Annotated in this window: 12 protein-coding genes, 1 pseudogene and 1 CRISPR repeat array; of the genes and pseudogenes, 5 read left to right on the top strand and 8 right to left on the bottom strand. The window is 46.2% G+C overall.

What is annotated here, in order from left to right; all coding sequences use genetic code 11:
* Window positions 1-936: 936 nt before the first annotated feature.
* The 3 genes from cas6 to cas7b are packed head-to-tail and all read right to left on the bottom strand — an operon-like array spanning window position 937 to window position 3,338.
* Window positions 937-1,671, bottom strand: a complete 735-nt coding sequence (gene cas6 / locus KN1_RS06700) for a CRISPR-associated endoribonuclease Cas6 (RefSeq protein WP_221290342.1) — start codon at window positions 1,669-1,671, stop codon at window positions 937-939.
* 4 nt (window positions 1,672-1,675) lie between these two features.
* Complete coding sequence (gene cas5, locus KN1_RS06705; protein ID WP_221290344.1) at window positions 1,676-2,377, bottom strand: CRISPR-associated protein Cas5; 702 nt, start codon at window positions 2,375-2,377, stop codon at window positions 1,676-1,678.
* Window positions 2,378-2,405: 28 nt separating this feature from the next.
* Window positions 2,406-3,338: a type I-B CRISPR-associated protein Cas7/Csh2 gene (gene cas7b / locus KN1_RS06710; protein WP_221290347.1), complete on the bottom strand. Its 933-nt coding sequence runs from the start codon at window positions 3,336-3,338 to the stop codon at window positions 2,406-2,408.
* A gap of 159 nt (window positions 3,339-3,497) precedes the next feature.
* Between cas7b and KN1_RS06715 the strand changes: the two genes are divergently transcribed.
* Window positions 3,498-5,237: a TM1802 family CRISPR-associated protein gene (locus KN1_RS06715; protein WP_221290349.1), complete on the top strand. Its 1,740-nt coding sequence runs from the start codon at window positions 3,498-3,500 to the stop codon at window positions 5,235-5,237.
* A gap of 1,211 nt (window positions 5,238-6,448) precedes the next feature.
* Here the strand turns inward: KN1_RS06715 and KN1_RS06720 are convergent.
* Window positions 6,449-7,394: pseudogene (locus KN1_RS06720) on the bottom strand (IS1 family transposase).
* Window positions 7,395-7,830: 436 nt separating this feature from the next.
* Window positions 7,831-13,415: direct repeats of the CRISPR family, unit length 30 nt; unit sequence GTTTCAAGCCCCCAAGGGATTGCTACAAAC.
* 1,081 nt (window positions 13,416-14,496) lie between these two features.
* Here KN1_RS06720 and KN1_RS06725 point away from each other — a divergent pair.
* Window positions 14,497-14,913, top strand: coding sequence for a Dna2/Cas4 domain-containing protein (locus tag KN1_RS06725; RefSeq protein ID WP_258712639.1), 417 nt, complete (start codon window positions 14,497-14,499; stop codon window positions 14,911-14,913).
* Window positions 14,914-15,250: 337 nt separating this feature from the next.
* Window positions 15,251-16,198 (top strand): type I-B CRISPR-associated endonuclease Cas1b, encoded by a 948-nt coding sequence (gene cas1b / locus KN1_RS06730; protein WP_221290361.1) that lies wholly within the window; start codon window positions 15,251-15,253, stop codon window positions 16,196-16,198.
* A gap of 419 nt (window positions 16,199-16,617) precedes the next feature.
* On the opposite strand, the gene KN1_RS14735 is transcribed toward cas1b, so the two are convergent.
* Window positions 16,618-17,076, bottom strand: a complete 459-nt coding sequence (locus KN1_RS14735) for a hypothetical protein (protein ID WP_225905806.1) — start codon at window positions 17,074-17,076, stop codon at window positions 16,618-16,620.
* Window positions 17,077-17,090: 14 nt separating this feature from the next.
* A complete protein-coding gene (locus KN1_RS14740) occupies window positions 17,091-17,729 on the bottom strand; it encodes a vWA domain-containing protein (RefSeq protein WP_225905807.1) in 639 nt (212 codons plus the stop codon).
* Window positions 17,730-18,212: 483 nt separating this feature from the next.
* Here KN1_RS14740 and KN1_RS06740 point away from each other — a divergent pair, with 483 nt between their 5' ends.
* Together KN1_RS06740 and KN1_RS06745 are read left to right on the top strand one after the other, a co-directional pair.
* Complete coding sequence (locus KN1_RS06740; RefSeq protein ID WP_221290363.1) at window positions 18,213-18,458, top strand: VapB-type antitoxin; 246 nt, start codon at window positions 18,213-18,215, stop codon at window positions 18,456-18,458.
* Complete coding sequence (locus tag KN1_RS06745) at window positions 18,442-18,855, top strand: type II toxin-antitoxin system VapC family toxin (protein WP_221290365.1); 414 nt, start codon at window positions 18,442-18,444, stop codon at window positions 18,853-18,855. The genes KN1_RS06740 and KN1_RS06745 overlap by 17 nt, the downstream gene beginning before the upstream one ends.
* Window positions 18,856-20,033: 1,178 nt before the next feature.
* On the opposite strand, the gene KN1_RS06750 is transcribed toward KN1_RS06745, so the two are convergent.
* A complete protein-coding gene (locus KN1_RS06750; protein WP_258712640.1) occupies window positions 20,034-21,698 on the bottom strand; it encodes an MMPL family transporter in 1,665 nt (554 codons plus the stop codon).
* A gap of 303 nt (window positions 21,699-22,001) precedes the next feature.
* Window positions 22,002-22,154 (bottom strand): hypothetical protein, encoded by a 153-nt coding sequence (locus tag KN1_RS14745; protein WP_225905808.1) that lies wholly within the window; start codon window positions 22,152-22,154, stop codon window positions 22,002-22,004.
* Between the last annotated feature and the right edge of the window lie 10 nt (window positions 22,155-22,164).

Here is a 22,164-nt window from a genome sequence, read left to right on the forward strand (position 1 = left end):
GTCGCCTGACGTGTAGATCACGCTATTTACCTCTTTATTTTGGGGAAAAAAGCAAAGGAATTGCCTTTTATCTCTTTGACAATACACAGGCTTTTAGTATACGGGGGGTCATAGGCTGTACCGGAGGCGTCAAAGCAAGCCGCACTCAGGTCGTGAGCGGGCTCCGAAAAGCCCGTGACACTTTTTGTCAGCCGTTTACGCCTGAGGTACGACGTGTAGCAAGCCCCCGACCGGAAATTCCCTTCGTCAAAAATACGAGGTCGTTTGGGCCGCACTCGTTTCCGTTGCAAACCGAAACGTTGTTAGTGAGTAATCCTTTACGGGTGAGCAGAGGTGGGCTAAGCACACTTTTCGGTCTAAGCAGATGCGTGTTCATACCCGTACATCCCGCTCTTCAGGCCTTTTGTAGAACACACTTTTAAATATGTCAGCTGGTCAGAATAGAGAACTGGACAGGGATACGCGTCAAACACCTAATTTTGACTCGAACAGAACCGGCTCCCCCAAAATAAAATGACGTTATGCCGTCAAACTCTTCATAACCGGGGCGGTCTTACCCACGGAAAAAACACGGCTTCATAACTTATTATTTTACCAAGTAGATCGTGACTGTACGCTTTACTCCCCTTATCGGAGTATACCGTAGTCAAATCGGGTACTAACACGTCGGTGTGTTTTCTACCTCGTGGGGTCTTAGGACGTGAGGCGGGGGTGGGGCGGAGTGTACTCACGGCTGTAAGTGTCGTGTGTACTTTCGTGGCTCACACTATAAGGGCTTGTTACTTTTCGCGCCGAGGGGGGACTACTCACCTGCAAGTCCCCCTAACGGAGGGGTTGGGCTTTAAAGTCCGCACACATTAACTCACGTGTTGTTCCCCCTAATACGGTTCTTCACTCCTACACATCCCCTCCTAACTCTAACACCGACCCACCGCGTCATTCCCCTAATACCCCCCTTATGCTTACCCCCTCGTACTCCAACATACCGAACCCTTGGCTGTTCTTTACCCCCAGCCCCGCTTCGTAGACCACTTTCAGGGCGGTGAGCGGCCCCCTCACCTTTAACTTCCCCCTTGCCCCCTCGACCCTCGTGCCCTTATACCTCACCACCGCCCTCTTCCAGTTGTCGAACCTCACTTCTATGTCCGTCTTCAGGGCCTTACCCGTCAACGCCAACACCTTCCTCTTAGCGTTCATCTGTAAGAGGTAGGTGTACTCGAGCTGGTGGGGGAAATAGTAGTTACTCGTGTCCCCGGTCTTCTTCGTCACTACCACTGGCGAGAGGGTATAGAAAGACCCCCTCTTTGCCAACTCCTTGTCGAATTCCCTCATCGCCATTTTGTCTACTTCTAACTTAGCCTTCCCGATGTTGAACTGCGGCTCCGCGTTCACCCTCTCATAGACGTATTTTACTAACTTACTGAGGGCTGAGGAAAAGGCGAAGTAGACGTAGTCTTTGTAGTAAAGCCTGTCACCCCTCCTTTCAAAGTCCCCGTAAACCCTGGAGAACGTGAACATCTTGAACTTACGGGGCCCTAAACGCACGCCCGAGTCGTGTATGTCCTTCCTCACTTTACCGGGGAAACTCTTGTAAAAAAACGACTGTAAGTAATAGTTATAGTGTACCGGTATGTAGCCCTCTATTAGCCTAGCCTTGATGTAGAGCCTCATGGGATCACAAAAAGACCAGTTCCTTACTCTTCCCTCCTATGTCACACCTTATCCCTTTACCGCGTCCCCTCACTACCATCGCTTTCGGTTCCGTGGGGAAAACGTAGTCGTGCAAAATACCGGATATACGCCTCTCCTCGTACCTCCTCGGCATCCCGTACTCCAGCGTGTGTACCGCCTCAGGCTTTACCGTAAAGGACTTAACCGGTACCGCCCCGTAGACCTCTTCGTCGTCGAACTCCTCCTTTTCCTCGCACTCCAGCACTTCTTCCCCGTCCACCCAAGCTAACATCTCGCTTTGTCCGAAAGAGAGCGGGAACTTTGGCCTCCTGAACGCCTCTTCCACTTCCTTACTGTAGGTCACGTATATGTTATACCCCAAGAAACCCCCGTCTGATGCCACTATGAACTCCCTTGTGATGGGCACCCTGTTCCCCTTCCCCCTCAACTTTTCAGTAGTCATTTGGTCCGTGTCCAGGAAGTTTTCGCCGAAGACCAGCTTTTTCAGCGGGGTCAGTGCTTCTACCGCGTAGTCCAGTTTGTCCAGTTCGTCGTAATACGAGTCCCTCTCCATCCCTAAGGCAGCTGCTACCATACCCATTATGGTAGTCCTAGGTGGGAAATAGTAAGAAAGTGAGCTGGAGTTAGAGAACACCTTCCTAAAGTGCGCCATCTTACCGTATATCCTCACCGATAATACCTTCACCAAGGCGTACCACTACGGTCTTTAGTCCTTAAGGGAACGTCACTCCTTTGTGTGGGAGGGGTACGGGGTTTAGCCCTTGGAGCTCTTTGCACACGTTATCGATGACGTCGTTATTACACCTGAGGTATACGGTCCCCTTGCCGTTTAACTTCTCCACCAGCCCTTTTACGCTGACCTCTAAGTCGCTTATGTCCCTCACGTTTTCCCCCTTGACCTTTACTGTCACGAACCTCCTCAGGTCGCCTATTAGTGTGTCGGGGTCTTTATGTTCCAGCCTCAGGTAAAGCAGGGGCGTATGCCCTATTTTACTCCTAGTAATACTCTGGTGCAGTATAGCCTCCCATAAGAAGTTGTCGAAGACCTTCAGGTCCTTGTCGGTCACCTTAGTCTCCTTTCCCCTCCTCCAGCTAAAGGCACCGTAAAAGGCTATTAGCGAGTAGTACACCCTGTAGTCCTTGCCTATGTTCAACGACCCGGACTCCCTACCTGAGAGTATGGACGTGATAGACCTAGTGTCCATTAAGTCCACTTTGTGTAGGGAGTACCCCCACGTGAACTGCAGGGGGCCGGTGAAAGCGTAAGAGTCGCCTTTGCCCTTTGAGGACTCCCCCTTCCCCTTAGACCCCCCTTTCTTTGCTATCGTCGCACCGAACAGCCTCGCGTCTATACACTTGTCTAATACTTTATCGGGGTCGTTACCGAAGTGTTCAAACCTCTCTGTGGCGTCTACGTTCTTCCCCTCCTGAGTGCTCACCCACACGTAGTCTTCACCGTACTTCATTACCACGTAGTCCCTGAAGAACCTCTTCAACCTCACGTCGGTGACGTAGTTGGTCTTGGTCTTGGGGTCTATCCTAGGCCTGTTCTCGTCGTCCGGGTCACCGTTAGGGTTCGCGTTCTTTACTTGGTAGAGGATTAAATATTCGGAGTTTGTGGTTGGTGAAACTCCTGCCTTAGACATAACTTATCAGTTTTTAAATAATTATTCCACTTTAATAAGTTTTGTAGTCCCCCCCCTCCTTATACTGAAAATAGTCCTTAATACACCGTAAGTAAGAGGTGCTAATACCGGTAAATAGACTACACAATACTTATTTATTTTGCCAAAATAGGTGTTGTTATGTTTAAGTCACTATTGCGAATAGGGGAAATAACGGGCTCTGGAAGTTCTACCAAGTTGCCCATTGTAAAAGTAAGGACAAAAGGGGAGGGGCTCCTCTGCTTCGTAGTGTTCGACAACGCGGAGAAGAAGGTGTACGTAGAAAAAGAAAAACTAGGGGAAGACGACGAGGAGAAGTACGCCTTTATCGACGACGCTAAAGGGCAGAAACCCCAAGACAGGCTGACGACAAAGCACTTAGAGTACATTTTAGGTTTCAAGGAGGGCGGTGAAAAGGTAAAGGGCAACAAGTTCGCCCTCGAGGTGGTCAGGGACAAGCTTAAGGGCGGTAAGACACGCCAACTCCTGGACGAGGTGCTGAGTTGGTACCCTTCAGAAGCGGAAGTAGACATAAAAGACGACGACTGGGAGTGCACACTGTACACGGTTAGGGTAAAGACAAAAGACGGTAAGGCAATAGACTTGGCTACGCTCGACGACTACAGGAGGTCGTTGACGGATTACGGCGAGACTGTAAAGGGTAAGTGCCAGTTCTGCGGCTCAGACCAAGTCTTAGCAGACCCCGCCTACCCCGGGGGTAAGATGTTGAAGGTCTTCATAACAGACAAGAAGGGGTTCCTCTCTCAGTTCGGTGACGTGGTCCAGTCGCACACTATATGCCCCTCTTGTAAGTACAAGCTCGAAATGGGGCTCAACTACGTAGAGTCTAAGTTGACCACCAACATAGGTAAGCTTAACGTGTCCATAGTGCCCGACTTACCGCCAGACGCAGACGCGGGCAAGCTTAGCGTAATCGAAGTGAGTAGGGAGGGTTATATCCTGAAGGGGCTGGAGCAGTTGGTGAGGGGTGAGAGGGACGCCGAGGAGGTCCTACAAGAAATGGTGGCGGACGTCAGGCTCGACCTCGTCTTCGGGGAGTCCCAACAGAACAAGTTCAAGCTCTGGAGGGTCATCCCTGAAGTGGGGGTACCGCGTTTAGTCCGAGTGGTTAAACTGATGAACAGTGCTAAGTCTAAGGTCGACGTCACGCCCGACGGGGGGAAACTCGGGCTGGGCGACGTGTCGTTTAATACGCTATACGGAGTCCTGCCCGTAAGGGACGTAGGGGGCAAGGTAGACCCTAAGGTCTTCTTGGAGTTCCTCGAAGCCATACTACTTGGCAACCCCGTGGACAAAAACTACGTTTACAGCTCCTTCTTATCGGTAATAAGGTGTAAACGTTACGACACTTGTACTAACAGCTTGACGTCCTTCACCTTGGAAGACTTAGTACTATACCAAGAAATATTTATATATGTTATGAAGGAATTGGGAATTATGGAGGCAAATACTAGTCAGGCCCCCGACCAAGTGGTAAAAGACGTGAGCAGTTACGCCGACAGCCTGGGGCTGAAAGGGGGGCTAAAAGGGCTCTTCCTATTAGGGGTGTTAACGGCACACGTAGGGAGGGCGCAGTACAACAAGGGAGACCAAAAGAAAGCCATACTGGACAAGATAGATTTTGAGGGGATGGACTACGACGACGTGGTAGCGTACGCGAACAGGCTTATGGAGTCGCTGAGGGACTACAAGTTACTGAACTCCTACACCGAACTACTCTACAGCGAGGCGTTAAGCCTTATTAAGTCCAACAGGGGAGACCTCTCAGACACCCAGTCTAACGTCTTCCACATCCTCTTAGGCTATTCGTACCAGACTAAGGTGTTCATACTGTCTAAAGCACAGAAGGAAGAGGAATAACAAGGACTAACCCACCTCCGCCACCCCCCCCCCCGTACGGGGCAAAAACCCAATACACGAATAATTTTGTACCTTGTTTGATACCACTTAGCGTATACGAACTGTACAAGCACCGGGGACAGCGGGAAAGTTGCTACACCCTAAGCGGCATTCCCGCGGTAAGAAGAGGGTATACGCTTGGCTAACCAGACCTTAAACATGTCTATAACATGAGCCACAAGAAATAAGACAAATAAAGGGGGTTTAAACTAGTCTTTTATGTCAAAGCCCTCAAAATTTTTGGGTAAATTATCTCTCCTATTTGAACTCCTTAAATCAGAACGGTAAGCCCTAATCAATATCTAACCTACAAGTGAGCCCTCGGACAGCCGTCATACCTCTTTAACGTAAATTAAAGGCCTTTACCGGGGCCGGTGCACTACCTGAATTAAAGTACTCCTCAGACGGTCTTAAACCGGGGGGTTAAGCACTCCCCACTACGCGCTCCACCCGGGCTAGTGTACGCTCTCTACTTTGGCAGTAGCCGTCCCCTTTTCGTACTACTCGCGTTTTATACACAGCCTAGAGTTAAGGAGTATACCGTCACACACGCGGGGCATACACCTTAGACCGTGACCCCTGTCCTCCTCGGGCTTACCCAGTGTAAACAGACCTTATGCCGGTCATACCTCCACATCGTTCCGGACATACCGCACTGCAAGGGGAGTAGGGTAACTGCTGTCAAAGGGTTAACGCTAATTCAGGAGCCGTGTAGGGCGAGTATTACCTTAAGCATATACGCCGGTTTAATGTTAAGCAGCGACCCTACTTGTCAAGCCCCGAAACGTGTCAGACTACACGCCCGGTCAGCGAAAACGTGTCTGTGCAAGAGTTTCGCGTGAAACGCAACCCGTAATTGGAAACCGACTTATCGGTTCTTCAACCCCACAGGGAGTACTAAGGACACTTTTATAAAGTGGGGGCTAAGACAGTTTTCCTCACTCACCCACATACCTTATGATGGGTGGAGAGGCTCCACGAGGGAGAGGTGAGAATTTTTCCCCTTCCCCCATCCCCCATGTCGTCCCTATCTCAGTTCCAAGTCCCCCGAGAGGTTTCTACGGATTATAGTCCTAGACTTAAAATCATCGATATTTGTTTCAAGTCCCCCGAGGGAATACTACAAGGGAGTGTTCTCAAACAGTCATGAAATTCGATAAGTGTTTGTAATATTATATCAGTTTACTCCTAATATACTGTACACCCTCCAAGTAAGCCTCGTTCAACGGAGTTTTCTCCCTCGAGTAAACTACCGGGTACATCACGTTCAACAAGGCAAGGCTATACTCAACTATCCCCACGTCCCTGTTAACAGCCCTCGTGTCCCTTGCCAACCTAGCCAAGTGGGCCCTACAGTAAGAATGATAACTCTCCACAGTGTAAGTATACTCCTTACCCACTACGTGGTTGTTAAGTACTTGATAAACTGAATAACCATCAGTATAGTACACCCTACTCTCGGGTAGGGGGTCCTGGAGGAAGCTGAAAGTCATGTAATCCCTATCACCCGTGATAAAGAAGGGTACACCATCTGCCAACGCGTTCCATATCCACAAGTCTTCCCTCTTTTGCCCATGTCTGGCCCACACGTAAGTCCAACTCTCGTCGAGCACTGTAGCTTTTGCCGTGAAACCCTCCAGCCGTCCTTGCAAGAGTAGTAGGTAAGCATACGCTTCTACCCCTTTCCTCCTTATAAAGCTGTATATTGTAGTTAACGGTTTCCCTTCGACCCTCGCTATCCCCCTCATGCTCATCCTATTCGTGTATTCTTTCAGTACTCTCTCCTTTTGTTCTTTACCCATCTTGTGGTTTGTCGCTTGGTAGGACGTCTTCCCGCAAGTTTTGCACTTGTATTTTGTTTTTCCTCTAGCTGATCGTCCTTTACTACTCTGTTTGATTTGCACGAGGGGCAAGGTGGCCTTTCTTCTCTCCTCCTCTTTACCCCGAGTTTTTTAGTGTAGTAGTATAGTGTTGATGGCGGTATCCCTAACTTGGTGACTTGTACTCCGAGTATGCTGCTATTGTGTAAGCGAGGTCTTCCGGCTCGTGTTTTCTCGGCTTAAAATTTAAATCCCTTAGGGTTAAAAGTATTAATTGTGCAAGGGTTACGAGGTCCATCTCGTAGACCCCCTTAAAATCTCGTGACCCTTGCACATAAGTGTTTCTACAGTAATGTTTGCTCTCATTACTTCTAGCTCTTTCCAGCAAGTAGTAATAGAAAGGATAGTTTTTATAAATACTCTATTATTTTTACAAATCCTTATCGAATTTGGTGACTGTTTGAGAACACTCCCTACTACAAAAGAGAGGCTGATAGCGGGACGGCACGCCACCCTAGTGTTCCAGGTTCCCAAGGGAATACTATAAACAATACCTGAAAGTACAATATGGTACATGGCGGGGCAATTAAGATACGCCCCACGACTGAGATAGGATGAACGGCTGACACACAGAGCCCCGCCTTACTATTTTTTGTACTTTATAACTAATAACTTTAACCCTCTGCCCAAAACTCAAAAATTTTAGTTATGAGAACTTGCTCTCACGGTAATGGGTTTCAAGTCCCCAAGGGAGTGCTACAAACTACTTCCAAAATTGTAGTACTTTTTTCTCGTCTGAAGTTTCAAGCCCCCAAGGGATTGCTACAAACCGAAATTGATAAGGGTGATCGAAGAGTGGACGAGAGGGTTTCAAGTCCCCAAGGGATTGCTACAAACGTCTCAGGTATCATGTTAGTAATTTCGGGAAAGATGTTTCAAGCCCCCAAGGGATTGCTACAAACACGGGTTAAAAAGCAATTCTGTCAGACAGCTGTCAGAGTTTCAAGCCCCCAAGGGATTGCTACAAACATTCGTCGCTGTTAAATACCCTACCAAAGAACCCTTGTTTCAAGCCCCCAAGGGATTGCTACAAACCTGGTGAAGAACGAACTTGAACAGGGTATAGAAATGATGAGTTTCAAGCCCCCAAGGGATTGCTACAAACTCGTTTCGAATGCACCTGAGATAGACTACTCAATAGTGTTTCAAGCCCCCAAGGGATTGCTACAAACAACAAGAAAGAGATTAGCTTTTTACTTAGGAATTGGGTTTCAAGCCCCCAAGGGATTGCTACAAACTCGTTTCGAATGCACCTGAGATAGACTACTCAATAGTGTTTCAAGCCCCCAAGGGATTGCTACAAACCTAAAAAGTGCGAATTTGCTATAGTAGTGTTTTTTCCGTTTCAAGCCCCCAAGGGATTGCTACAAACGGTCTATTTCACTTATTATCTTACTTACTATTTCAATGTTTCAAGCCCCCAAGGGATTGCTACAAACTAAGATATGAGTGAAGAACAAGTTAATTCGCAAGAGGGTTTCAAGCCCCCAAGGGATTGCTACAAACAACTGGTAGGGGTTTACTGGTGACCATTTTATTATGGTTTCAAGCCCCCAAGGGATTGCTACAAACATGCAATAAGCTCAATTACAAAGAGAGTGTAATAAGTTTCAAGCCCCCAAGGGATTGCTACAAACTAATTGAGTGATAAAAAATGTCCGAAGAGATAAATGAAGGTTTCAAGCCCCCAAGGGATTGCTACAAACACTTCACCAGACCATGAAGAACAGAGGTTATCGCGTTTCAAGCCCCCAAGGGATTGCTACAAACCTCCTTACTCGTCATTTTATACCCCACCTCTTTCCTGGTTTCAAGCCCCCAAGGGATTGCTACAAACAGTATGACCCCTACATTTACGTCATTGACCCTATGAAGTTTCAAGCCCCCAAGGGATTGCTACAAACTATCATCATTTGAAAAACTGTAAATTTCTTTATCTGAGTTTCAAGCCCCCAAGGGATTGCTACAAACTAAACCTCAGAGAGCTGAAAGGCAAAATAGTCGTGAGTTTCAAGCCCCCAAGGGATTGCTACAAACACTTTTGATGAAGATAGAAAAACTGCAATGACATTTCTATGTTTCAAGCCCCCAAGGGATTGCTACAAACTATATTCCTCCTAATTTTTGAATATCTCTTTGATCGAGTTTCAAGCCCCCAAGGGATTGCTACAAACTGAATATTGTGTGAAATGGTAATACGTAAGAGCAAAAAGTTTCAAGCCCCCAAGGGATTGCTACAAACATATAATAAGCTTTGAGACCGTTCACCATATTTGTGTTTCAAGCCCCCAAGGGATTGCTACAAACGCCAAGTCCTTGTACTTTTTAGGTAGTTTTCTGTAGGTTTCAAGCCCCCAAGGGATTGCTACAAACGGATAATATGGAAGATGGCTAAGGATAAGGTAATTCTGTTTCAAGCCCCCAAGGGATTGCTACAAACACGTAGTGAACTTGGTGCTTAAACAAATGAAAAATATGTTTCAAGCCCCCAAGGGATTGCTACAAACCTCCACGATGGGGGGCATCGCGTCCGCCAGGAGATCAACGTTTCAAGCCCCCAAGGGATTGCTACAAACACGTGCAAAAAAGATGATGACCCTATCGCAAATTTAGGGAGTTTCAAGCCCCCAAGGGATTGCTACAAACATATCAAGGTATCCTATTTTAACGTAGAATTTTATGGTTTCAAGCCCCCAAGGGATTGCTACAAACTGTAAAAATGCCGTGGAGTGAGGCTAGAAGGATTGAGTTTCAAGCCCCCAAGGGATTGCTACAAACCCTGGGTGACGACAAACCCTTTGGAACAGCGGTCTGTGTTTCAAGCCCCCAAGGGATTGCTACAAACGTGAAGATGATAGCGATTTGAAACCTATGATTTGTGGTTTCAAGCCCCCAAGGGATTGCTACAAACTGCAAATCCGTTAGTAGCCTTAATATTAGTGCTTGCGAGTTTCAAGCCCCCAAGGGATTGCTACAAACATTTACAGGACTGCAAGGGCTCTCAGAACTAGCATGAGTTTCAAGCCCCCAAGGGATTGCTACAAACAGCAATGAGGGTTATCAGTCCCTCCACGTCTCGGTTGTTTCAAGCCCCCAAGGGATTGCTACAAACATCATGAGGTGGGAGTATTGGAGCAGGGCAATGGAGTGTTTCAAGCCCCCAAGGGATTGCTACAAACTTTGTAACAAAGTCCACGATAGCCCTATTAGTACGTGTTTCAAGCCCCCAAGGGATTGCTACAAACATTTTTGAGACGTCAAAGGGCTATTACCAAAATGGGTTTCAAGCCCCCAAGGGATTGCTACAAACATCTTCAAAAATCTATTTGAAGAAAAACTCAAATAGTTTCAAGCCCCCAAGGGATTGCTACAAACCCCTGAAGAACGGGAGAAAAATAGTGTTTGGTGAGGAGTTTCAAGCCCCCAAGGGATTGCTACAAACTGAGGCTGAAAAGTTCAGAGAAGTTGCCAAATTCGGGTTTCAAGCCCCCAAGGGATTGCTACAAACATTGTATTATCGATTTGATTGAGTTTGTTCTGGTCGTTTCAAGCCCCCAAGGGATTGCTACAAACTCCATGAGGTGGGAAAATGAAAGAGCAAAAAGTATCGTTTCAAGCCCCCAAGGGATTGCTACAAACGTAACTCAATAGCACCCATATTTGTATCAACACCTGGTTTCAAGCCCCCAAGGGATTGCTACAAACTTTAATCAACATGGTCTTCTTCTTCTTCTCTTGTAAGTTTCAAGCCCCCAAGGGATTGCTACAAACTCCTAAGAGTGATTTCCACGGTAGTTCCCTCAGGGTCAAGTTTCAAGCCCCCAAGGGATTGCTACAAACTTTTGATTAGAATCTATTTCTACCTGTATGCTATTAATGTTTCAAGCCCCCAAGGGATTGCTACAAACACAAGCGGGGGCATCGCGTCAGCTAAGACGTCGATGTTTCAAGCCCCCAAGGGATTGCTACAAACCCTACACAATTTTAGCTTATGCCACAAATGGACAAGGGTTTCAAGCCCCCAAGGGATTGCTACAAACCAAAAGCTGTAGTTGAAAAGCTCAAATTCCAAGAAATAGTTTCAAGCCCCCAAGGGATTGCTACAAACTCTTTATCTTTCTTCTTCATCTCAAATCACCGGGGGGTTTCAAGCCCCCAAGGGATTGCTACAAACTTAACGTTACAAATTTCGGAGAGGCGAATGCAAACAGTTTCAAGCCCCCAAGGGATTGCTACAAACTTAACTGGGGGGTTAACAAAATACATATAAATGTCTAGTTTCAAGCCCCCAAGGGATTGCTACAAACATGAGCGGGAATTCAAACCCAAATATAGGTGTTTTTTGTTTCAAGCCCCCAAGGGATTGCTACAAACTCTATAGAACGATTTATTACCTTTATTCCCTTTTCTTCGTTTCAAGCCCCCAAGGGATTGCTACAAACCTTAACGGCGATCCCAGTGACGCGTATTATGAAAGATAGTTTCAAGCCCCCAAGGGATTGCTACAAACCACAGGGACACTTAGAAGTTTACTTAATTCCAATCCCGTTTCAAGCCCCCAAGGGATTGCTACAAACCTTCAGGTTATGCGGGTTTATATGGCGGGGGTTTGGGCTCGTTTCAAGCCCCCAAGGGATTGCTACAAACATAAAGCAAAAGTTAGAGCAAAAATTAGGCTATCTGTCATGTTTCAAGCCCCCAAGGGATTGCTACAAACAGAGATGAAATTTCAAAGTTTTTATGCAATCACAAGAGTTTCAAGCCCCCAAGGGATTGCTACAAACAAAACTTGTGCCTTTGGAAGTTTCTGTACATACTCCGTTTCAAGCCCCCAAGGGATTGCTACAAACTACTGAAACAGCTATTCAAATGCAAAGAGGGCTGATGTTTCAAGCCCCCAAGGGATTGCTACAAACAAATCCACGGAACGCATTATATGCTATCGAAGCTGCAAGTTTCAAGCCCCCAAGGGATTGCTACAAACTATATAAAGCTTCAGGAATTCCGAGTGTTCCACTTCCGTTTCAAGCCCCCAAGGGATTGCTACAAACGAAAATGGTGACAATTAGTATAGAATGGTCACAACCTGGTTTCAAGCCCCCAAGGGATTGCTACAAACACATTATATTATATTTTCTATATCATCTCTATTTCACGTTTCAAGCCCCCAAGGGATTGCTACAAACAACCTCCACCCTTTAGGGTGGGGAGGAAGTCAAGGAGTTTCAAGCCCCCAAGGGATTGCTACAAACATTACTTTATTCATGTTTAATCACTTTTTGCTATAGGTTTCAAGCCCCCAAGGGATTGCTACAAACCCAGAATATTGGCAAGAAAAACAGGTATTCAGGAGATAGAGCGTTTCAAGCCCCCAAGGGATTGCTACAAACAGATTTCAACTCCAAACTGTAGAGCATATTGATCGAGTTTCAAGCCCCCAAGGGATTGCTACAAACGTCAAAAAGAGATGGGTAATCTAGAGAGAAAAACATGTTTCAAGCCCCCAAGGGATTGCTACAAACGAACACTCTCACTATGTACATATGCACATCACATTTTGTTTCAAGCCCCCAAGGGATTGCTACAAACTGAAAAAAAAGATGAAGTAATAAAAAAAGTGATAGAAAGTTTCAAGCCCCCAAGGGATTGCTACAAACAGGCGAGAGGAATTTAGCTGTTGTAGTAGCATTAGTGTTTCAAGCCCCCAAGGGATTGCTACAAACACACTAATGAATATGTAGATGTCGCTGAAATGTGTGTTTCAAGCCCCCAAGGGATTGCTACAAACCCGAAACTACCGATTCCAACAGAAGTCCAACTACTAGCTGGTTTCAAGCCCCCAAGGGATTGCTACAAACAGGTACGGTCTACCAAAGTTTGACAAAGCACGGCTCAAGTTTCAAGCCCCCAAGGGATTGCTACAAACGTGTTTTTAACCAAAGTGAGTTTAATAACGCGGTGAAGTTTCAAGCCCCCAAGGGATTGCTACAAACGATAGTCTCACCGTGTTATTTCGCGTTACACAAAGGGTTTCAAGCCCCCAAGGGATTGCTACAAACCTATTGCGGTAGACCTTACGACAGCGGAAAAAATTCGGTTTCAAGCCCCCAAGGGATTGCTACAAACAATTTTTAATCTAGAACAGCTATCGTAGTTTTTTCTAGTTTCAAGCCCCCAAGGGATTGCTACAAACTTACGTTGAAGACTTTTGAAGAGGTCTATACATATCGTTTCAAGCCCCCAAGGGATTGCTACAAACTCCTCTTGTATTATATGTTTTCTAGGTTGATAAAAGTTTTGCTGTTTTTCGGCAGCGGTACAACGCCTTAAAGCTACCTTTCACTGCCGAGGGAGTTTTACGTAAAAATAAATATGTTTTAGTAGTAATATTTTTGTTTTACCTTTCACTGCCGATCTCACTCCCTGCCATATAAAATGAATAAATATATATAGAACTGTAACAAATTAAGGACTGTGGTGTGGGAGGCGTTATAGGCGTGTTTTTTTATTTTTGTTTTTATTTTTGAATTCACTTGTCCTGATTACCCGAATCGGAAAATCGGTCGTAAATATAGGGTGTTTTACGTCCCAAGGACGGTCCTCGGTCGCTATAATTTCTGTTAGTCTTGTTGGGCTGTTTTAACTGTTAACTAGACACGGGGCTGAATTAATACTGGGATACTGATAGGAGAGCTAATAACGCGATCCTACTTCGGTAAGGCACAGTGTCTAATGGGGGACTTGTCGTTTTATCAGCGTCAAGATTTGGTCGAACATGACGTGCGGCGGGGGTTTTGTCGTTTACACATAGGGCTGTATTACATGGACTCGGTGAAAACCAGTAGTGTAAGATGGCATACGTTCGGCTGTTTACACACAGAGCTGCATTAATTCGATAAGTGTGGTCTCAATTTCTTTCAACATTTTTATGATAAAGAGTTGGAGAAAATGGGAAAATAGTTTATGGGTTTAGCGCAAGTCGTTTTCTTTCATTTTATCCGTTATAAGGTAAAGCGTAAGAGTGTATTCCCCTAATGTCAAGCACAATTAAGATTTTTCCCATTTTACGAGTCGTGCAGTTAAGGACAGCCTTTTAACGGGGGTCGCTAAGGTCGCCGGTATAGGCGTTTTAAGTAATACGGCCGTCGCGAGTTTTTAATAATGTGTGAGTGACGACAGAGAAAGAGGGAGGAGAAAAACAAACACAAAAGTAATATATTACATATACATTATTAATTACTATGTCAGGTAAACAAAAGCCTTATGAGATAAGTAGTGACGTCTTCGTGACCGGGACTTTGATCTGGTACTCCTATATTTGCCCGAGGGAGGTGTGGTTGATGAGCAGGCAGATCGTACCATACCAAGACGACAGGAGGCTGGAATACGGCAGGGCGGTACATAAGGTCCACTCCGATGAGACTTTCCTGATAATGGAGGGGATGAGGGTGGACAGCTATAACACTGAGACCGGGGTAGTGGTGGAGGTGAAGTGTTCCAGTAAGCACTTGGAGTCTGCTAGGGCACAGTTGCGGTATTACCTCTACAGGCTGAAGGAAGTGGGGGTGAAAGCAGTAGGCGTCGTCAGGGTGCCCGACGAGGGGGTGGAGGAGAGGTTAGAGGAGGTGGACGAAGGGAAGGTGTTGGAGGACATCAAGAGGGTGAAAGCTATCGTCGCGTTGGAGAGGCCTCCCGAAAAGGTGAGGGTAAAGTACTGTAAGAGGTGTGCCTACAGGGAGTTCTGCTGGCCCGTTTAGGACGTGCAGGGGGTAGTACGCGTGAAAGCGTCCCAAAGGTGCATAGGATGTGTACGGGGAGAAGGTAGAGAAATGCGGGGAGAAGGGCGCCAGAAAGTGCTTAGCGTCGTGCGGGGCGTGGTCTCTGCCGTGAGTGGTGTGTGGAAGGTGAGGGGGTTTGTCCCCAAGCTTTTCCAGCACCGTGTGTTTAGCGGGCGGTGCACTGCGCGGGGGCGTCGTGCGGGCGTTGAGGTGGTGAGCGGGGGGTTGTCGGGGGTCTACGTGACACCTAAGTGTCGCACGTGCCCTGCGGTGTCTGCCCCCAAGCCCTACTGCTATTCAGGAGGGGTGAGGTGCTTTGCCTAAGAGGCTTTTCCTGACCACCCCGGGGGCGTTGAAGAGGAAGAACAACACTATAGCGTTGGTGACGAAGGAGGGCACTAAATACGCGCCTATAAACGACGTCAAAGCAATATACGTCTTCTCTGAGGTGAGGCTTAACAGGAGGTTCCTGGACTTCATGGCCAAGAACGGTATAGTGGTGCACTTTTTCTCGAAGAGGAGGAGGTACGTGGGGTCGTTTATACCGAAACAGCCCCACATGTCCGGCCTCGTACTGGTGAAGCAAGTAGAGGCTTACTTAGACCCCGGGAAGAGGTTGCACTTGGCAAAGAGGTTCGTGGAAGGGTCTATTAGGAACATGTCGTTAGTCTTGAGGGAGAACAAGGTGGACAACTCTGCCCTGAAGTCGTCACTGGAGAGGTTGGAGGGTGCAAAAAGCGTAGAGGAAGCGATGGGGGTAGAGGGGAGTGCCAGGGAGGAGTACTATAGGGGACTGGACGTCATACTAAAGGGGGGACTGGGGAAGAGGAGTAAGAGGCCCCCGGAGAACTGGGTGAACTCCCTCATTAGCCTGGGCAACATGATGTTGTATACTGAGGTCTTGGGGGCTATATACCAGACCCAACTGGACCCGAGGGTGGGTTACCTCCACACTACTAACATGAGGAAGTTCTCCCTTAATTTGGACATAGCCGACGTCTTTAAGCCCATAATAGTGGACAGGCTGGTGATAGCGATGATAAACAGGAAGGAAGTGAGTGAGGGGGACTTTGAGGTGAAGGGGCTGAAGCTGAAGGACGAGGGGCTGAGGAAGTTCGTTAAGAAGTTCGACGAAAAGATGGAGAGTAAGGTGAAGGTGGGGAAGAGGAAAGCGAGGTACTCCACACTCCTCAGGATGGAGGCGTATAAGGTGGAGAAGTACGTGTTAGGTGACGAGGACTATAAGCCCTTTGTAGGCAGGTGAGCTAGCCAAGTGGACGGGTGCGGGAGAGTTATAAAATAACTGTTGACTTAGGGAAAGGGGTGTAAGCCCGCCAAAGCGAGAGAACTAATGGGGTAGTGGCTCTAGAAATAATCCTGCTAAAAATACTATAAATAGTTAGGGGTTCCGGGGCTGTCCCGTCTTGGATTCAGCTCTACCCCCTACATAAGAAATTAAGATCACGCGTGTCCCTTAAAAACCAGAGCGGCGTTTTGCTTAAAAACTTCACGTCGACGTGTTTTTGTCAACCCGGGGTGTAGTCGGACATATTTCAAGTTATGACGGGTGGGAGTGGCTGTTTAACGGGAAGTTGGGTATAAATATTAGCGTAGGTGTTCAGGGTAGACCTCGACTGCATCGTCCTCTTAAAGCCCTGACCCGGGGTATTCCGCTATTTTACCTCATGACCTCATCTTCTTCGTCACTTGGCTCGTTATCTCCTTTTTCAGGTCTGTGGTGTTCTGAAACCCCTGCTTTAGGCTCTTGGTAGTTTGCATTAGCCTTATGTCCTTGGTCTGTTGGGCTATCCTTTCCATCTCGTTAAGTGTCCTTGTAGCGTCTGCTAAGTTGTCGGCACTCACTTGGGACTCTAACGCCTTCATCAGCGCGTAGTAACGGTACTCCATCATCAAGTCGCTGTCGACTCCGCTGATGAAGGCTTGTTGGTTCAACGTCGCATTAACCCTTACAGTGTGTCCTTGTGATCCCCTTCTACCGGTTACCGGGTCTTCATAGGTCACCTTAACGGTCATTAAGGTCCCGCTGTAGTTCGGTGGGACCGTCGTTTCTCCGAGAATCCTAACTAAGGCCTCGATAGCACCTAGCTTTACTGGGGGGCCTACGTAGTTCAGTAAGGTCAAGGGCACTTCAGAGGCTATGTCCGCACATCTTTCGCGCCTACTTGTGTGACGGCCGCTTGGGGGAGCGCGTTACCTACTTCTGTGAAGTCACTAATGTGGTTCAATACTCCGCCACTTCTGTCCGCTAAGGCTTTCAGTAGTCCCTCGTTATAGGCTTGACCTATACCGAACGCGATGACCTTAAACCCGGGAGGTAGTTCTAGGTCCTCATAGGGCTCTTTAAACGGTACGTCAGTCGGGATACCGTCTGTGAGGAGGACGATGTAGCCTGGTGGCCCGTACCTCATGGCTATCCTTATCGCTTCTATTAACGCTGAGTACATCGACGTGAGTCCCCCCGTCCCTGTGCTTGATACCGTGTCTATCAGGGAGCCGGGGTCTTTATACTCGTCTAAGACTTCTACGTAAGAGGAGAAGACTATAAGTGTGGCTTTGTTCCCTTCAGGGATCCTCTTTAATAACTCTATTGCACCGCTCTTTGCGGTCTCGAGTTTTTCTCCCCTCATAGGACCGGAGTTGTCGACCAGTACGATGTAATGGAAGCCGGTCGCTGTAGCCATCCTCTCTGGGACGAGCATTATCCTGAAGACCCCTCTAGTCCTCTCTTTATATGAATATTTGTGACTAAAGTCTATCCTACTCGAGATCGTCATAGAATTAGGTGTGTGATAACGTCTTATAAACCTTTCATACTAACCGAATTACATCTTAAAAAAAATAAGGAGTGTCTATTTATTGGTCAAAGGTAAACGGGTCACCTCCAAGTCGGGTCTTTTAGGGCTATTATACGGTACCGTTTTATTTTATTATTGCAGTTGTCCTACTTTCCCTTGAATGTGGACAATGTGATTTTAAATTTGGGCTAAAGGGTTTTTGTTCAACACCAGATATCATCAATGTATGGGGGCTCCGCTGAACGGGGCTTACTCGGAGGGCGTACAGTATATCAGGAGTAAACTGATATAATATTACGAATACTTGTCGAATTTCATGACTGTCCGGGGACACTCCCCTAATTCTCCTCTTATAAAAATGAGCTCAAGCAGAATATAATACTTAACTAACCTTAAGACTATGTGGGATAAATTTGCGTAAGTGGGGAAAAAGTGATAAACTGGGGATCCACAATATATAGTATGGGCTACGTCGTAAAAGTCGATGATAGTGGTCGAATAAAACTCCCTAAAAACCTGGCTAATGCCGACTCAGTAATAATTATTGATGCTGAGGCTTTCTTCATTGGCATCCCCATACCCAAGGACCCCCTAACTGAAACTTCTGGCATAATCGAGACCAAACTCAGTGTTAAGGAGTTGAAAGAGGTTGCTGAAAAGGAGGCTGAAAAAGACGCACTAGGCACTCAAAATGATGATAGAGAGTGACACTCTCTTAGCACATATTAAGTCTAACGATAGGCTTAAAACAGTGGCAGACACAGTCCTTTTAAGGATAGCTAAAGGAGAGTTGAGAGTAATAGCTTCTAGAGAAGTATTTCATGAGCTTTATTATGTTTTAAGGAATATGGATTTATCTCTACAAGAAATACTCCTAAAACTTGGTGCGTTAAAAAGTATACCTAGCATAGAATGGGTCCCTACTACCGTAGATACGGATCTCCTCGCAATATCTTTGATGCACCAATACGGTATAACTTCAGTATTCGATTCTTATTATGCAGCAACTTGCTTATTATACGATAAGGATAAGACCATGATCTCCACAGACCACATATTCGATAAAGTAGCTGGAATCAAAAGGATAGACCCAAGGGATTTTTAAAGTGAGGGAAAGAGAGGAAACATTAGGTTGAAGACCTTATTTTAGCTTTCTGATACATTTAGCGTTAAACCTCATGGCTAAATTTCGAGAATAGAACAGACTAAGGGCGCTTATATAACATTCATTGATCCCTAATGGTACAACCGATATCACACTACATAACGATAAAACTCAAAATATTCATTAGCAGTCGTCCTACTTTTCCTTGGAAATACTAAACCACCGGTATTACTGATAAAGTTTTTAGGCTCACGTCCAATCTCTTCAAAAACATGAAACACGGAAAAACAAACGACGAAAACGGGCTAAACACCGCGAAAAACGAGCTCACCAAAGCGTACAACTACTTAGCCGAGATACCCCAATGGACGAGCTGAGTGAGGAGGTAGCACTAGCCCTAACACTCACCCCCGGCAAGAGCAAAAGCGTCGGGGACACCATGTAGGCAAGGGCGTTCAGTCCAGTAATAAACTTATATAAGGGTTTTTATAATCTGTTGAAGGCCCTTTTAGAGGTGCACTAGTCCTGATGGAGACTATTAACACACTATAAAGTAGGGTAACTGCTATAAAGCGGTGTTTGCTATACACACTGCCGGCCCTTTCCCGCGAGGGGTGTTAGAAAGGATAGTTTTTCAGATACTCTAATATTTTTACAAAATTTATCGAATTTGGTGACCGTTGAAAACACTCCCATTTCACGGGCCCTTACAAGTTCTATTTGTCTAAGGAGAGCTAGGTTATCACAGTGAATTTGGACTAAGTAATATTAATACTTGTTATCGTATAAAAGTATTGGACGACGGCTTATTAACTTAGTTTACCCGGAATAGCGTTTTACGTAAGACCCTTACGTCGACGTGTTTTTACCAATTACATGTGTGCTATTACGTACTTCACGATTGAAAACTAGGAATTTTTGGCTATTTAACATAAGGTTGTGTATAAGTGTTCACGTAAATATTTAGGGTAATACCAAGCTGTCAGGTTTTTCAATAAACGCTAAAAAAGGTCAGGAGGAGGATGTCCGCTCTACAGTCCTATTTAGGGTGGTAATCTATAACTTGTTTTAGCCTAAGTGTTAGGTTAAAAACCCGGGAATACTATAAATAGTTGGAAGCTCTGAGACTTATTCGTCCCAAGCTTCTTGGTAACAGAAAAATTAAAGAATAAAAAAAACTATTGGCCTTTAGCCCTTTTCAGTATTGCTATCATGGCTGGGAAATAGAAATTCCTGATAACGAAAGTGTCTATGCCTATAGCTAGTATAAAAGCTATTCCTAACTGCTCCAAAAACCCCACCGGTATTAACGCTAAGACCCCTAAGGACGCGGCCAGAATTACCCCCAGTGCTGTGACGGTCTTCCCGGTCTTTGAAAACGCTTTAGGGATGGCCTCTCTGGAGCCCTTATAAGACTCCTCTTCCACAGTGGATATGATAAAGGTGCTATAGTCACTCCCCAGTGACATTAACATCACGAACAATATTATGGGGATCAGGTATATTAGCTGTTGGTGGAGGAATGTGGTCGAAATGAAATAGAGCAACACAGCAGACCAACTGATACTTATTATGACACCAGATACGGAAATTAACGCGTATTTTATTGACCTAAACGACACCCCTATGATCAACCCCGTCACGACGGCTAGTATTACTTCTAGAAGAGAGTAATAAACGCTGTTAACCCCCTGTTGGTCTATTATACTAGATGTTAGCCCTCCCACTATTAAGTCGCTGTTACCCCTCAGTTGTTTGACCAGGTCTATGGCGTTTGTAGAGTAAGGTGAGTAATTGGAATAAAGTACATAGTAATAGTAATTACCGATTTTAAAGTCGGAGATATTGTTATTAACGACAGAGTCTTCCTGTAAGAACGGGCCCGACCCACCTGTAATCCCCTTCACCGTAAGGAGGTAGTTGGATATGTCCTTTAGCTGGCCGGTGTTGTTTGTTATTACGAATATAGGGAAAATGAAATTAGAGCCGAATTTGTCCTCAAGGTAGTTTAGCCCTTGGACACTGGGTAGGCTACCGGGTAGACCGGACTGGACGTTGTACGTGGTAGGTAGGTTTATAAAAAATAGGACGGACGGGACGGCTAAGATAAGGATTACCCCTATGACCAGGTACTTATGGTCGACCGAGTATTTAGACGCCTTATAGAAAAACGACTTTTCAGTGGGATTGTTGTCCCTGACCTTCACATTGCCCAAGACCTTTTTTCCTAACCAAGAGGTCATTGAAGGTACGAACGTGACCATAAACGTAACAGTGAGCAAGACCGAAATGACTAAGACTACTCCCCAAGACAAGAAACCCGGGATCAACGAGAACGTGAACAAGCTAAACCCTACTGTGAGCCCGCTTATGAGCACCGTTTTACCTACCCTACTGGCGGTCTCCAGAGCGGCTTCTTCACCCTGTTTTCCAGCCTCCAGCTCACCCTTAAACCTACTCAGTATAAACACTAGGTAGTCCGTGGTGATCTCTATTAGTACGGCGGTAAGGGTGTAGTTCACTACATAGTCCACGGGGCCTATCAGGAGCCCCGCCATCACTATCCCTAAGTAACCTATTAGCGTAGTCACGGACACCAAGAGGACTGCAAGTATTGAAGCCCTATAACTGTATAGTGTAACCCCTACAGCTATTGCCAACACTACGAAGATCAAGCCGAAGGCGAACCCGCTCTGTGATGTCAGGCGTTGGGTATCGTAGAGTATCGCCCCGTCTCCGGTAATGTAGAAAGAACCTAAGTGTTTAGAAGCTATCCCCTCTATTTCAGGGTAGTCGTATTGTGGAGCCGTTTCCCCGTTAGGTAGGTAGTGGTCACTGGACACGTTAAACACAATAAATATGAGAAAGGTGGAATTGTCCTTGCTGATATACCCCGTCTTTAATAAAAGGTGGGGCGTTTTTTAACCCGTGTTTTTCAACGTATTGGGTCGCGAGTGTGGCGTTGTGGGTGACCCCTGTCAAGAAAGCTATATAGTCCGAGAAGGGCGACTCTACCTTAGATACATAAGGTAGTCCCATTATTTCTTGCTGGAATTTCAGGACACTACCGGGTGACGTATTATAGGGGTCGTGTTTGACTATTACGATTAGCGTGTCGTCGTTTATCGGCGATAGTATCTTATTGGCTATGCGACTTTCGCTGTTTTGGAGGCGGGGTTTTGTTGGCTATAAGTAATGAACTTGTTGTAGTTTAAGGCTGGTACTATCATTAAGGAGAGGACTATGGCCCAGACTAATACTATCACTCTGCCCTTTTTGACTATTGTGTTCCAACCCATAAGATAAATA

This window comes from Stygiolobus caldivivus (assembly GCF_019704315.1).
GTDB classification, from domain to species: domain Archaea; phylum Thermoproteota; class Thermoprotei_A; order Sulfolobales; family Sulfolobaceae; genus Stygiolobus; species Stygiolobus caldivivus.

Excerpts from the sequence above, each read along its gene's own strand:
- cas6 (WP_221290342.1), bottom strand. The coding sequence starts at position 1,671 with ATGAGGCTCTACATCAAGGCTAGGCTAATAGAGGGCTACATACCGGTA.
- cas7b (WP_221290347.1), bottom strand. The coding sequence starts at position 3,338 with ATGTCTAAGGCAGGAGTTTCACCAACCACAAACTCCGAATATTTAATC.
- KN1_RS06715 (WP_221290349.1), top strand. The coding sequence starts at position 3,498 with ATGTTTAAGTCACTATTGCGAATAGGGGAAATAACGGGCTCTGGAAGT.
- KN1_RS06725 (WP_258712639.1), top strand. The coding sequence starts at position 14,497 with ATGAGCAGGCAGATCGTACCATACCAAGACGACAGGAGGCTGGAATAC.
- KN1_RS14740 (WP_225905807.1), bottom strand. The coding sequence starts at position 17,729 with ATGACGATCTCGAGTAGGATAGACTTTAGTCACAAATATTCATATAAA.
- KN1_RS06740 (WP_221290363.1), top strand. The coding sequence starts at position 18,213 with ATGGGCTACGTCGTAAAAGTCGATGATAGTGGTCGAATAAAACTCCCT.
- KN1_RS06745 (WP_221290365.1), top strand. The coding sequence starts at position 18,442 with ATGATGATAGAGAGTGACACTCTCTTAGCACATATTAAGTCTAACGAT.
- KN1_RS14745 (WP_225905808.1), bottom strand. The coding sequence starts at position 22,154 with ATGGGTTGGAACACAATAGTCAAAAAGGGCAGAGTGATAGTATTAGTC.